This window comes from Streptomyces coffeae (assembly GCF_016741875.1).
Taxonomy (GTDB): domain Bacteria; phylum Actinomycetota; class Actinomycetes; order Streptomycetales; family Streptomycetaceae; genus Streptomyces; species Streptomyces coffeae.
Map to the genome: position 1 here is coordinate 1 of NZ_JAERRF010000044.1, position 14,374 is coordinate 14,374.

A 14,374-nucleotide genomic window follows, 5' to 3' on the forward strand; every position below is an offset into this window, starting at 1 on the left:
CGGGTGACCGCCCGGAGTCCGCTTCAGCGGTCTCAGGGGGCTCAGGTTTCCTGCGCGAGGCGGTCGAGCCGGGCGGGACATCACTGATGACCAGGTGACAGTTCGTGCCGCCCATTCCGAAGGAACTGACGCCGGCGATCAAGGGGCTATCGGGCGCTTCCCACGAACCGAGGTCCTGCTGCACTCGAAGATTGAGCTCGTCCAGCGCGATCTCCGGGTTCGCCAGCTCGAAATTGAGGCTGGCGGGGAGTTTGCGGTGGCGGATCGACATCGCCACTTTGATGAGGCCCGCGATCCCCGCGGCTGCCCCCAGATGCCCCAGATTCGTCTTGACCGATCCGACGGGCAGCGGTTGCGTTCGCGGCCGGGCAGAGCCGACAACGGCACCGAGCGCCGAGGCCTCCACAGGGTCGCCGGCGGGTGTTCCCGTTCCGTGCAACTCGACGTATTGGAGTTGTGTGGCACTGATTCGAGCGCGCTCGTGAGCGCGGCGCAGGACGTCTCGTTGTGCGAGCTCATCAGGCTGGGTCAGGGCGTGACCGTTGCCGCCGTGATTCACCGCGCTCCCGAGAATCACGCATTGCGGGGTGTCACCATCGGCCAGGGCGTCCTCGAGCCTCTTGAGTACGACCAGACCGCCGCCTTCACCTGGCACATAACCGTTCGCGCGAGCGTCGAAGGTGTAGCAACGGCCGTCCGGTGACAGTGGCCCCCAACGGTCTGCGATGTCCACGGACTCCGGCAGCAGGTTGAGCTGCACGCCGCCCGCGACGGCGAGGTCCGACTCACCGGTGAGCAGACTCTGGCAGGCCAGGTGAACGGCGACCAGCGATGAGGATTGACCGCTGTCGATACCCACACTGGGCCCGTGCACATCCAGGAAGTGGGAGAGCCGGTTGGCGATCACCGCACGTTCAATGCCGGGGTAGGTGTGCTGAGTCGCCGTAGTGGAACCGTTGCGGTGCACGAGATGGGCGTAGTCGTCGGCGAAGGCACCCACGAAGACACCGAGTCGGCCGCCGCGCACGCTGTCCGGCACGATCCCCGCGTCCTCCAGCGCCTCCCACCCCAGCTCCAACACAAGTCGCTGCTGCGGGTCGACGGACGCCGCCTCGCGGGCGGAAATACCGAAGAACTCGGCATCGAACTCGTCGACGGCGTCGAGGAACCCACCCCAGGGGGGCGCGACCGTCCTGTCCGAGCCACGACGTCCGGGCGGGCGCTCGGTGATCGCATGACGTCCCGCAGCCAGGAGGCGCCACAGTTGCCGAGGCCCATCAGCGCCGGGGAAACGGCAGGACGCACCAACCACCGCGATGTTGCCACCTTGGGCCTGGACATCCACCCGGATCGTCCCCTTCCACGTTCAAATTGCGTGCGAGGTCACGGCAGCGAGCGCCAGACACAGTGAGTTGCCAGAGGCCCCACCAGGGCGAAGGTCTGGCACAACCAGCGCGGCGTGATTCCCACAGGTTGCGCCACCACCGGTCCACGAAATGGAATGAAATCTTGAGCGTGACCGTGCGGCAGGACGTGATCGATCGCACAGTGGGAAAAGAGACCTGGAGAACGGTGCCGCGAGCACGACACACGTTCGCCTCATTCTCGGCCGTGGCGCGTCGAATTCCCTCGGCCAGATTACTGCGCAGCCAATTTCAGTCGGTCAAGACTGCGGAAAGTCCCACCTGGTCGCGGACTCCCATCCGGCAATTCCCGCCCAACCGTAGACCCGTTCGGGATTCAGCCGAAACACCGGAGCGCTCTGGCCGAAACGCGTGTGGACACGATCCTCGCTCACCGAGAGTTCCCAGTCGTACTTCACCCCGACGCCTTCGGCGAGCACGTTGATGTCGTCGTCCCCGATCACTCGGGAGCAACTGCCCTCGATCATTACCACGTCCTCGCCAACCTGCAGGTTCACGGAGGCCCGCGGGTTGACCTTCAGGAATTCACCGCAGCGGTTCTGGCTCGAGAACCAGAAGGTGTTCCTCTGCCAGATACCCCACAAGGGCCTGCTGTGCGGGTGTCCGTCCGGGCTGGAGGTGACCAGCCAGTACGTGGACGCGGACTCGAGCAAATTCTCCGCCCAGCTCCACGGTTGTGTTGGCCCCGGCGCGGTCTGGCTGAAGATGAATGCCGACGTCCCCTTCGGCTTCTCCTTGTTTTTCAACACCTCGGCAGTCATGTTGCTGTCCCTTCGCTCGTCCGCTGTGGGCGACCAGCGAGACGCACCGGTCTGGCTTTCACGGCTCATGCTCGCAGCGCGACTGCGACACCGACACCCCAAAAGAACCGCGCGACCACCGGGGCGGCGACTAGGGGGGTTTAGGGGGGTTAGGGGGTGCCCGCGCCGACGTCGCAAGAGCATGGTTGTTCACGCGACCGCCCAGAGGCGGTCTTGATCGTGGTCCCACCCAAGCCTTTTCTGCGCAAGCTCTTCGCCGGACTGCCGGCCTCAGCAGACGCCTGCCACGTGTCCAGGCACGACAAGTCCGGGGTACGCCGGACCACTCCGGGGTCCCCCGGGCCACTGGAACAGACAGAGACAGATGGGGTTGTTCGTATGGAGAACGAGGACAAGCTTCGCCAGTATCTGAAGTTGGTCACGAGCGACCTCTACCAGGCTCGCAAGAAGATCACTGAGATGGAGGCCCAGGACACCGAGCCGATCGCCATCGTCTCGATGGCCTGCCGCTTGCCCGGCGACGTCTGGTCGCCGGAGGACCTCTGGGAGCTGGTCGCCAGTGGAAGGGACGCGATCGGCGACTCGCCGACCGACCGGGGCTGGGACATGGACAGCATCTACGACCCGGAGCCCGGCAAGCCCGGAAAGACGTACACCCGCGAGGGCGGCTTCATGTCCGGCCTGGCCGACTTCGACGCGGATTTCTTCGGCATCTCCCCACGCGAAGCTCTTGCCATGGACCCGCAGCAGCGGATCGTCCTCGAGGCCGCCTGGGAGTCGTTCGAACGTGCCGGCATCGACCCGGATACCCTCCGCGGCACCGAGACAGGTGTGTTCATCGGCTCGAACACCCATGACTACGTGCCGTTGACCGTCACGGCACCCCGCGAGGTCGACGGCTATCTGCTGCTGGGCAACGCGCCCAGCGTGCTCTCCGGCCGCGTCGCGTACACGTTCGGCTTCGAGGGCCCCGCTGTCACCGTCGACACCGCCTGTTCCTCTTCGTTGGTCGCGATGGAGTACGCCGTTCGGGCCTTGCGCCGCGGCGAGTCCACGATGGCTTTGGTCGGCGGCGTCGCGTCGATGTGCTCGCCACTGGTCATGGTCGACTTCAGTCGACAGCGCGGGATCGCGCCCAACGGCCGGTGCAAGGCGTACGCGGACACCGCGGACGGCACCGGCTGGTCGGAGGGGGTCGGCCTGGTCCTGCTCGAGCGGCTCTCCGACGCGCAGGCCAACGGCCACCCGGTGCTTGCCGTCATCCGTGGTTCGGCGATCAACCAGGACGGTGCCTCCAACGGCCTGACCGCTCCCAACGGCCCCGCCCAGCAACGGGTCATCCAGGCGGCGCTGGCCGACGGCCAGGTTCCGATGGAGCAGGTCGACCTGGTCGAAGGGCACGGCACCGGCACCCGGCTGGGCGACCCGATCGAGGCACAGGCCCTGCTGGCCACCTACGGCCACAAGAAGAAGGACGGCGAGCCACTGTGGCTGGGTTCGCTGAAGTCGAACGTGGGTCACACCCAGGCGGCCGCGGGCGTCGTCGGCGTGATCAAGGCAGTGATGGCCATGCGCCACGGCGTCCTCCCCAAGACGCTGCACGTGGATGAGCCGACGCACGAAGTGGACTGGTCGGCCGGCGGGCTCAAGGTGTTGACGGAGAACCGCCCGTGGCCGGAGAACGAGTGGCCGCGCCGGGCAGGTGTGTCGTCGTTCGGCATGAGCGGTACCAACGCGCACGTCATCCTCGAGCAGGCGCCCGCTCCGGAGGCGGTCGAGGCCGAGCCGGTGAGCGCACAGCCGACCGCCTTGCCCTTCCTGCTCTCCGCCCGTACTCCGCAGGCCCTGGCCGGTCAGGCGACGCGGCTCCGTGACTGGCTCGCCGACGAGGACGTCGCCCTGCTCGACGTCGCGAAGTCGCTCGCGCTGCACCGCGTGACGTTCGAGCACCGCGCCGCCGTGGTCGCGGGCAACAAGGAGGACCTGCTCGCGCAGCTCGACCTGCTGGCCGGCGGCGGCAGCGGTGCCACGGCGGTCGTCGGCACCGAGTGCCGCGGTCTCACCGCGGTGATGTTCCCCGGACAAGGCTCACAGCGCATCGGCATGGGCGCCCAGCTCGCGGCCGCGTTCCCCGCCTTCGACACGGCGTACTCGGAGGTGCTGGGGTGGCTCGACCCCGAGCTGCCGCAGATCATCGCCGAGGGCGGCCCGACGCTGGATCGGCCCGAGTACGCGCATCCCGCGCTGTTCGCGATCGAGGTGGCGCTCTACCGCCTGGTCGAGTCGTGGGGTCTGCGGCCCGACCACCTGCTCGGTCAGTCCTGTGGGGACATCGCGGCGGCGCACGTCGCGGGTGTGCTGTCGCTCAAGGACGCGGCCACCATGGTCACCGCCCGAGCACGGCTGATCCAGACCTCGGCCGCCGGTGTGATGGTCTCGGTCGCGGCCGGCGCCGACGTGGTGGAGCCGGTCATCGCCGACATCGAGGGCGTTTCGCTCGCCGGTATCAACAGCCCGAGCTCAGTCACCCTCTCGGGGCTGGAGGGCCCGGTCGAGGCGGCTGTGGCGCGACTGTCCGAGCTCGGCCACGCGTCCCGCACGCTGAGGGTCGGCGTCGCGGGCCACTCGGTCACGATGGAGCCGATCCAGGCCCAGTTCCGGGCCGTGGTGGAGACCTTGACCTATTCGGCCCCGACCATCCCGATGGTGGTGCCCGCCGAGGTGCTGTGCACCCCTGAGTTCTGGGTCCGGCAGATGCGCGACCCGGTGGACCTCGTCGGCGGCGTGGCTCGGCTGCGCGAGCGCGGCGTCACCCGATTCATCGAACTGTCGCCCGCCGCGTCGATGAGCAGCGACGTACGCACATGCTATGGCGACGAGTCGGTGGTGGTCACGCCGTCCCTCCGCAGTCGGCGCGACGAGGTGGAATGCATCGCCGTGGCGATGGCTACCCTGCACGCCGCCGGCGTCGAGGTGGACTGGGCAGCCTTCTTCGCCGACACCGGCGCGCAACGCGTCGACTTGCCCACCTACGCGTTCCAGCACGAACGCTTCTGGCTCGAGACCAGCCACGTCGGAGGGCACGACCTCAGTTCGATCGGCCTGCGCTCGGTGGACGCCCCGCTCCTGGGTGCCGGCGTCTCGCTCGCCAACGACGGCGGCTTCCTGTGCACCGGCCGGCTGTCGCTCTCCACCCAGCCCTGGCTTGCCGACCACGCCCTGTTCGGCCGCACCCTGCTGCCCGGCACCGCATTCGTCGAGTTCGCGCTGCGCGCGGCGGACCAGGTCGGCTGTGAGCTGGTCGAGGACCTGACCATCGAGGCCCCGCTGCTGCTGGAGCGAGGCGGCGTGGCGCTGCAGATCGTGGTCGGCGAGCCGGAGGAGTCCACCGACCGACGGTCGATCACCATCTGGTCGCAACAGCAGGACCCGGACTCCCCCGATATCGACGCGGCCTGGACACGGCACGCCAGCGGCTTCGTCTCAGCGACCGCTGGTGTGAGCCGCGACGACCCCGAGATGGCCGAGTGGCCACCCGCCGGTGTCGAGGAAGTCGAGCTCAGCGATCTTTACGAGACCTTCGCCGCGGCCGGGTACGCCTACGGGCCGGTGTTCCGCGGCCTGAAGGCCGCCTGGCTGCGTGACGGGGAAATCTTCGCCGAGGTGGCTCTGCCCGAGCACGTGGGCGACGCCGGCGCGTACGGCATGCACCCTGCCCTGCTGGACGCCGCGCTGCACACGATCGCGGTCACCGGCACCACCCAGGGTGTCATCCCCTTCGTGTGGTCGGGCGTCCGGCTGTACGCCGTCGGTGCTTCCGCGCTGCGCGTACGACTGACTCCGGTGGGGACCGACACAGTGGCACTGCTGGTCGCCGACGGGACCGGCCGCACGGTGCTGTCCGTCGACTCGCTGACCTTGCGGTCCGCCACCGCGGAACAGATCGCCAAGAGTGCTCCCCAGGCCCACGACTCCCTCTACGAGATCGAGTGGATCTCCGCGGGTGAGGTCGAGGCCTCGTCGCCCACCGGCTGGGCGAACCTGGGCGGCGGCGCGCCCACGACAGGCACGGCGTACGACGGCTTCCCCGCGCTGCAGGCCGCCCTCGACGCCGGGGGCGAGGTGCCCACTGTGGTGCTGGCCGCTCCCGGTCACGACCACGACCACGACGTGGCCGCAAACGTGCACTCAGGTGTCAACCAGATGCTCGAACTGGTCCGCCACTGGCTGGCCGACGAACGGCTGGCCACCTCACGGCTGGTCCTGGTCACCCGTGGCGCGTTGGCCACGTACGAGGGTGAACACGTCCGTGACCTGATCGGCGCGGCCCTGCACGGCCTGTTCCGCTCGGCGCGTGCCGAGAACCCGGGCCGGCTCGTCCAGGTCGACCTCGCGCCCGGCGAGCCCGACTCGGCCGTGGTGGCGGCGCTCGACGCCGGGGAGGACGAGGTCGCCGTACGTGCGGGCACGATCCTGGTGCCGCGCCTGGTCAAGGTCTCCTCTTCGACGACGCTCGCCGTGCCGGCGGAGTCGACCGCCTGGCGCCTGTCCGCCCCCCACCCCGGCACTTTCGACGGGCTCGCCCTGATCGAGTCACCGGAGGCGGTCGCACCCCTGGCCGAGGGTGAGGTGCGGGTGGCTGTCCGAGCCGCCGGCATGAACTTCCGGGACGTCATGTCCACCCTGGGCTTGGTCCGCGGTCAAGAAGTGCTCGGCGGCGAGGCGGCCGGCGTGGTGACCGAGGTCGGCCCAGGAGTCATCGGTCTCAAGCCCGGGGACCGGGTGATGGGCCTGTTCTTCGGGCCGTTCGGGCCCGTGGCCGTGGGCGACCACCGGATGGTGGTACCGATCCCGGACGGGTGGTCGTACCTGCAGGCCGCGACAGTCCCGATCACCTACTTGACCGCGTACTTCGGGCTCGTCGACGTGGCCGACCTGCAACCCGGCGAGTCCGTGCTCATCCACGCCGCCGCCGGTGGCGTCGGCATAGCGGCCGTGCAGCTGGCCGCCCATCTGGGCGCCGAGATCTTCGCCACCGCCAGCCCCGCCAAGTGGGCGGCCATTCGCGAGCTCGGCATCCCCCGCGAACGCATCTCGAACTCCCGCACCGCACAGTTCGAATCCGATCTGCTCGGCGCCACCGACGGCCGCGGCGTCGACGTGGTCCTCAACTCGCTCACCAACGAGCTCGTGGACGCCTCGCTACGACTGCTGCCGCGCGGCGGCCGGTTCGTCGAGATGGGCAAGACCGACATCCGCGACGCCGACTGGGCGGCCGAGGCGTTCCCCGGTGTGCGCTATCAGGCGTTCGACCTGCTCGGGGTGGCGCCCGAACGGGTCCACGAGATGTTGGTCGAACTGCTGGACCTGTTCGACCGTGGCGCTCTCACCCTGCCTCCGACCACCACCTGGGACGTCCGCCGGGCCCCGGATGCGTTGAGGTTCCTCAGCCAGGCTCGGCACATCGGCAAGATCGCCCTGACCATCCCGGTGCCCGTCGATCCAGCCGGGACCGTGCTTCTGACCGGCGCCTCCGGCGCACTGGGCGGCCTGGTCGCCCGGCACTTGGTCGCCGAGCACGGCGTACGCAACCTCGTGCTGGCGAGCCGGCGCGGCCCAGATGCCCCCGGCGCCACCGAGTTCGCCACCGAGTTGACCGAGCTCGGCGCCTCGGTGACGACTGTTGCCTGTGACGTCTCCCACCGCGAATCGCTGCTCGGGGTGCTGGCCGCGATCCCCGCCGAACATCCGCTGACCGCGGTTGTGCACATCGCGGGCACCAGCGACGACGGCGTCATCGGCTCGCTGACGACCGAGCAGGTCGACACCGTGTTGCGTCCCAAGGTGGACGCCGGTTGGCTCCTCCACGAGCTGACCAAGGACCTCGACCTCTCCGCCTTCGTGCTGTTCTCCTCCGCCGTCGGGGCATTCGGCGCGCCGGGCCAGGCCAATTACGCCGCCGCCAACGCGTTCCTGGACGCTCTTGCCCGACACCGCCGCGCGTTGGGGCTGCCCGCCGTCTCGCTCGACTGGGGCCTCTGGGCCGCCACGAGCCACATGACGACCTCCCTGCAGGAGGCCGACTGGGAACGGATGACACGCGCCGGTATCAAGGCGATATCCGACGAGGAAGGCCTGGCCCTCTTCGACGCGGCCCTCACCGTCGGCGCCCCGGTGGTGCTACCGGTCCGGCTCAACCTGGCCGCATTCCGCGGGGAGGTGCCGCCCCTGCTGCGCAACCAGGTCTCCGGGCGGGTGCGACGTACCGCCGTCGCGAGTGGCGGCGGTGCCGGCTCGTGGACCCGCCGTCTGCTCGCCCGGCCGTCGGCCACCCGGCATCGGATCGTGCTGGACGCTCTCGCCGCCGAGACCGCGGCCGTGCTCGGGCACACGTCGGCGTCGAGACTCTCGCCGGACCGGAGCTTCAAGGACATCGGCTTCGATTCGCTGGCCTCGGTGGAGCTGCGCAACCGGATCACCGCGCTCACCGGCTTGCGGCTGCCGGCAACGGTGGTCTTCGACTACCCGGACCTCACTTCGCTGACCGAATACGTGCTCGGCGAGGTGGTCAGCGCCAGCTCCTCCGCGTCGGCGGCACCCGCGATCGTCACGGCGGACACCAGCGGCGACGCGATCGCCATCGTCGGCATGGCCTGCCGCTACGGCGGCGGGGTCGACTCGCCGGAGGCGTTGTGGGCGATGGTCGAGGAGGGCCGGGACGCCGCCACGGAGTTCCCGTCCGACCGTGGCTGGAACCTGGCCGAGCTGTTCGATCCCGAGCCCGGCCGCTCGGGCACGACCAACGCCCGGGCGGCCGGCTTCCTGCCCGGCGCAACCGCATTCGATCCCGAGTTCTTCGGCATCTCACCTCGTGAGGCCACCGCGATGGACCCGCAGCAGCGTCTGTTGCTCGAGTCGGCGTGGGAGGCGTTCGAGCGTGCCGGTATCGACCCGTTGGCGCTGCGCGGCACGAAGACCGGCGTGTTCGTCGGCCTCAGCGCCCATGACTACGGCAACTTGCTCGCGCTCGAATCGCGCGGTCTCGATGGCCACCTGCTGACAGGAACGGCGCCCAGCGTGGCCTCGGGCCGCATCGCCTACGAGTTCGGCCTCGAGGGCCCCGCGTTGACGGTCGACACCGCCTGTTCGTCCTCGCTGACCACGCTGCACATGGCGGCCCAGGCGCTGCGGACCGGTGAGTCCGACCTCGCGCTGGCCGGCGGTGTGGCCGTGATGTCCACACCGGTGGTGTTCCAGGAGTTCGCGCTGCAGGGCGGCCTCTCCGCGGACGGCCGCTGCCGGGCGTTCGGCGCGGACGCGGACGGCACCGGCTGGGCTGAGGGCGTCGGACTGCTCGTGCTGGAGCGCTTGTCGGACGCCCGCCGCAACGGCCACCAGGTCCTCGCGGTGGTGAAGGGCTCCGCGGTGAACCAGGACGGCGCCTCCAACGGGTTGACCGCGCCCAACGGCCGCTCGCAACAGCGTGTGATCCGAGAGGCGCTGGCCAATGCCGGTGTCTCCGCTGCCGATGTGGACGTCGTGGAGGGACACGGCACCGGCACCAAGCTCGGCGACCCGATCGAGGCGCAGGCACTACTGGCGACGTACGGGCGAGAGCACACCGAGGAAAGCCCGCTCTGGCTCGGCTCTCTGAAATCGAACCTGGGCCACGCGCAAGCGGCTGCCGGCGTGGCCGGGGTGATCAAGATGGTCCAAGCGCTGCGACACGGCCTACTGCCCCGGACATTGAACGCCGAGGAGCCCACCCCACACGTGGACTGGTCGGACGGTGCCGTGAAGCTGCTGACCACAGCACAGCAGTGGCCAGAGCGCAACCAGCCCCGGCTCGGCGCCGTCTCCGCGTTCGGAATCAGCGGCACCAACGTGCACGTGGTGCTGGAGCAGGCACCGGAGCTCGGCGAGCCGCCCGCTCCGCCCGCGCCCGATCGGGTGCTCGCACCATCCGTCAAGCCGTTCGTCCTCTCAGCACGCGGCGCGGCGGCACTGCGCGGTCAGGCAGCCAGGCTCAGCGCCTACCTCGCCGAGCACCCGGAGGTGGACCTCGACGCGCTCGGCCGCTCGCTCAGCGGCCGAGCCACATTGGAGCACCGGGCCGTGGTGCTCGCCGAAAACCTGGGCACGCTGACCGCGGGGCTCACGGCGATCGCCGCCGGCACGACGGACTCCAACGAGGACGTCGTGCTGGGCAACGGCGGTGACACGACCCAGCCGGTCTTCGTCTTCGCAGGTCAGGGTGGCCAGTGGAGTGGCATGGCCCTCGACCTCTGGAACACCAGCCCGCTGTTCGCCGCCGCCATGACCGAGTGCGACGCGGCGCTGGCCCCGCACGTCGACTGGAACGGCGCCACACTGTCGGACGTCCTCACCGGCACTCCGGGCGCGCCGAGCCTGGACCGGGTGGACGTGGTCCAGCCCGCGCTGTTCGCGGTGATGGTGTCCTTGGCCCGGCTGTGGCGGTCGCTCGGGGTCGAGCCGGCAGCAGTGGTCGGTCACTCCCAGGGCGAGATCGCGGCGGCCGTGGTGGCCGGTGTCCTCACGCCGGCCGACGGCGCCCGCATCGCCGGGTTGCGCTCGCGCTTGATCGCCGGCCTGACCGAGCGCGGCGGGATGGGCTGGATCGGCCTGCCGGTCGCCCGGGTCCAGGAACGGCTCGTCGACTACCCGGGGCTCGGCGTCGCCGCGGTCAACGGGCCGCGGTCGGTGGTCGTCTCCGGCGCCGCCGACGAACTGCAGAGCCTGTGCGCGGCGCTCGCGGCCGAGGAGGTCCCGGTGCGCACGCTCCTGGTCGATTACGCGTCGCACTCGCACGGGGTGGAGGAGCTGCACGCCGAACTCATCGACGCGCTGGCCGACGTCGCGCCTGCTGAGGCAGAAGTGCCGTTCTACTCCACGGTCACCGGCGGGCGGGTCGACGGCACCGAACTGAACGCCGACTACTGGTATCGCAATCTTCGAGAGACGGTGCGGTTCAGCGCGGCCGTCGAGGCTCTTCTGAACGACGGGCACAGCTGCTTCGTGGAGCTCAGCGCGCACCCGGCCCTCGTCGACGCGGTCGAGGCGGTTGCCGAGGCCCGAAACGCCGAGGTCGCCGCGTCGTGGTCGTTGCGGCGGAACGGCGGTGACGTCGCGTTCACCCGCTCTCTGGGCACGGCCTTCGTGCACGGGGCAACCGTACGCTGGGGGAAGGCGTTTCCCGCCGGAGGGCGAATCGACCTGCCCACTTACGCGTTCCAACACCGCCGGTTGTGGGTCGAGCCCGTCGGCGCGGTGACCGCGAGTGCCGCCGACTTGGGGCTGGCGTCCGCCGATCACCCCCTGTTGGGCGCCGCCGTGGAACGCGCCGGCGAGGACCACGTGCTCTTCACCGGCAGGTGGTCGCTGGCGACCCAGCCGTGGCTGGCCGATCACGTCGTGCTCGGCACCCTCCTGCTGCCTGGAGCCGCCTTCGTCGAGCTGGTCACCCACGCCGGGCGTCACGTCGACTGCGCCCGCTTGGAAGAGCTGGCCTTTCAGGCGCCGCTGGTGCTCTCGGAGAAGTCAGGTGTGGCGGTGCAAGTCGCGGTCGGCGCCGCCGACTCCACCGGTCGGCGTTCGGTCACGGTGCACTCTCGGCGCACCGAGTCCGGCGCCGACAGCAGGTGGATCCTGCACGCGGAAGGCACGCTCGCCCCTGTCGGTACCGGCCCGGTGCCGGGCAATCCGACGGCCTGGCCGCCAACCGGCGCGGAGGCGGTCGATGTGACCGACATCTATGCTCGGCTCGCCGAGCGCGGATACGCCTACGGGCCTGCCTTCGCCGGGATCCGTGCGCTGTGGCGGGACGGCGAGGACATGTACGGCGAGGTCGCGCTGCCGAGCACGGTCCGTGCCGAGGCGGGGCGGTTCGGCCTGCACCCGGCGCTACTGGACGCCGCCCTGCAGGTGCCGGTCGCCGGACTGATCGACAGCGAGAGCGAGGCAGTGATGCCGTTCTCCTGGAACGGCATCACCGTGCACACCCGAGGAGCGAGCTCGCTGCGGGTCGCTTTCCGGCGCAAGGGCTCTGACTCCTCCACGATGCTGCTCACCGACGGCGCGGGCGAGCCCGTCGCCTCGTTCGACTCCATCGTCGCGAGGCCGGTCAGTCGTGCACAGCTGCGGAGCGCCGTGGACACCGCGACCGACACGAACCTCAACGACGAGAGCTACCGCGTCAAGTGGCGCGCGCTGCCCAGCGGCACGCCCACGCCGATCGGCGGTACCTGGCTGGCGGTGGTCGCCGAGGGGCAGCCGGCCGAGGGCTGGGCCGCGGAAACCGTGCGCCGCCTCGCTGCCCACGCGCCCGGCCTGGTGACCTGGGCCGTACCGTGCGGGAACCTCGACCGGGCGGCGCTGGCCCAGCGGCTCCGCGAGCTCGCGGCGAACGGCACGAGCCCGGTCGGGGTGCTGTCGCTGTTGGCCGAGGACGAGACTCCGTGCGAAGACTCGTCAGCGCTGCCGCAAGGGCTCGCGGGCACGGTGGTGCTCACCCAGGCCCTGCTCGACGCCGAACTCAACGTCCCGATCTGGGCGGTGACCCAGGGCGCGGTGGTGGCCGGTCCCCAGGACCGCATCGGCTCGCCCACCCAGGCGCTGGTCTGGGGTTTCGGACGTGTCGCAGGCCTCGAACACCCGCGGCTCTGGGGCGGCCTGATCGATCTGCCGGAGACGGTGGACGACCACGCGGTCGCCGAACTGGCCGGTGTGCTCGCGGGCAACGGCGAGAACGAGGTCGCCGTACGATCCCAGGCCGTCCTGGCCCGCCGTCTGGTCAGGGCGACAGTGCCCGAGCAGGAGCCGCCCGAGTGGCGGCCGCGCGGTACCGTGCTCGTGACGGGTGGCACGGGTGGCCTTGGTGCCGAAGTGGCCCGCTGGCTGGCCGACCGCGGTGCCGAACATCTGGTGCTTGCCAGCCGCAGCGGCGCCGATGCGGCCGGGGCCCAGCGCCTGGTCGAGGAACTGGCCGCCAAGGGCGTCTCGGTCTCGGTGATGGCCTGCGATGTCGCAGACCGGGCCGCCGTGATCGAATTGCTGGCCTCCGTTCCCGCCGAGCGCCCGCTGACCGCGGTCGTGCATGCCGCGGGCAGCCTCGATGGCGGGCCGATCGTCGACACGACGTTGACCGAGTTCGGCGACATCTTGGCTGCCAAGGTGCTCGGTGCGGCGCACCTCGACGAGCTGCTCGACCACGACAGCATCCAGACGGTGCTGCTGTTCGGCTCCATCTCGGCGACCTGGGGCGTCAGCAACCAGTCCGCGTATTCGGCTGCCAACGCGTACCTCGATGCCCTGGCTCGGGAGCGGCACGACCGCGGCGGCCACACCATTTCGGTGGCGTGGGGCCCGTGGGAGGCCGGAATGCTGACCGAGGACGAGGAGATGGCCGACTCGCTGCGCCGCGGAGGTCTGCCCCTGCTGCCGGTGGACTCCGGACTGGCGACCCTGGACCGAATCGTCACCGAGGACGAACCTTGCCCGGTCGTCGCACGAGTCGAATGGGCCCGGTTCCATTCCCGCTTCACCTCGCTGCGGCCCAGCCCGCTGCTGGCCGACCTGCCGGATGTTCGCCAGCTGCCGACGGCGGAGTCCCAGACCTCGGTCGAACGCGGCGCGGCCCTGATCGAGAAGCTCACCGCGCTGCCCGAGGAGGATCGGGAACCGGCCGTTCTCGATCTGGTCTGCTCGCACGTCGCGGCCGTGCTCGGCCACGACTCTCCGGAGGAGGTCGATCGCAAGCGGGCTTTCAAGGACGTCGGCTTCGACTCGATGATCGCCGTCCAGCTGCGCAACCGGCTCAATGCGGCAACCGGGTTGCGGCTGCCGGTGACGCTGGTCTTCGACTACCCGAATCCGACGAGCCTGGCCTCGTTCCTGCGCTCCGAGGTGGCCGCGAGTGTGCCGTCGCCGACGGACGCGGCACTGGCCGAGTTCGACCGGCTGGAGGCGTCGCTCTCCGCGCTACCGACCGAGGAGACGGAAGTGCGCGACGCCCTCGTCAGCCGGGCGCGAGAACTGCTCAGCCGGCTCTCGGGCCCGACGCAGGCCGCGAGCGCCGAGGGCGACGTGGCGTCGCTGACGGCGGCCTCCGACGACGAACTGTTCAGCTTCATCAACACGCAGCTCGGCCGCCAGGACGAGTGATCCGTGTAC

The 14,374-nt window shown here is 70.2% G+C and carries 3 protein-coding genes; 1 reads left to right on the plus strand and 2 read right to left on the minus strand.

Translation table 11 applies throughout. The features are described 5' to 3' along the window. The coding region (locus JK363_RS38330) for a beta-ketoacyl [acyl carrier protein] synthase domain-containing protein (protein WP_307822036.1) at positions 1–1,345 on the minus strand (1,345 nt) is incomplete at its 3' end. 318 nt (positions 1,346–1,663) lie between these two features. Further along, positions 1,664–2,185, minus strand: coding sequence for a pyridoxamine 5'-phosphate oxidase family protein (locus JK363_RS38335; protein ID WP_201882736.1), 522 nt, complete (start codon positions 2,183–2,185; stop codon positions 1,664–1,666). 378 nt (positions 2,186–2,563) lie between these two features. Between JK363_RS38335 and JK363_RS38340 the strand changes: the two genes are divergently transcribed. Continuing rightward, on the plus strand, positions 2,564–14,365 hold the full coding sequence (locus JK363_RS38340) for a type I polyketide synthase (protein WP_201882743.1): 11,802 nt from the start codon (positions 2,564–2,566) through the stop codon (positions 14,363–14,365). Positions 14,366–14,374: the final 9 nt, after the last annotated feature.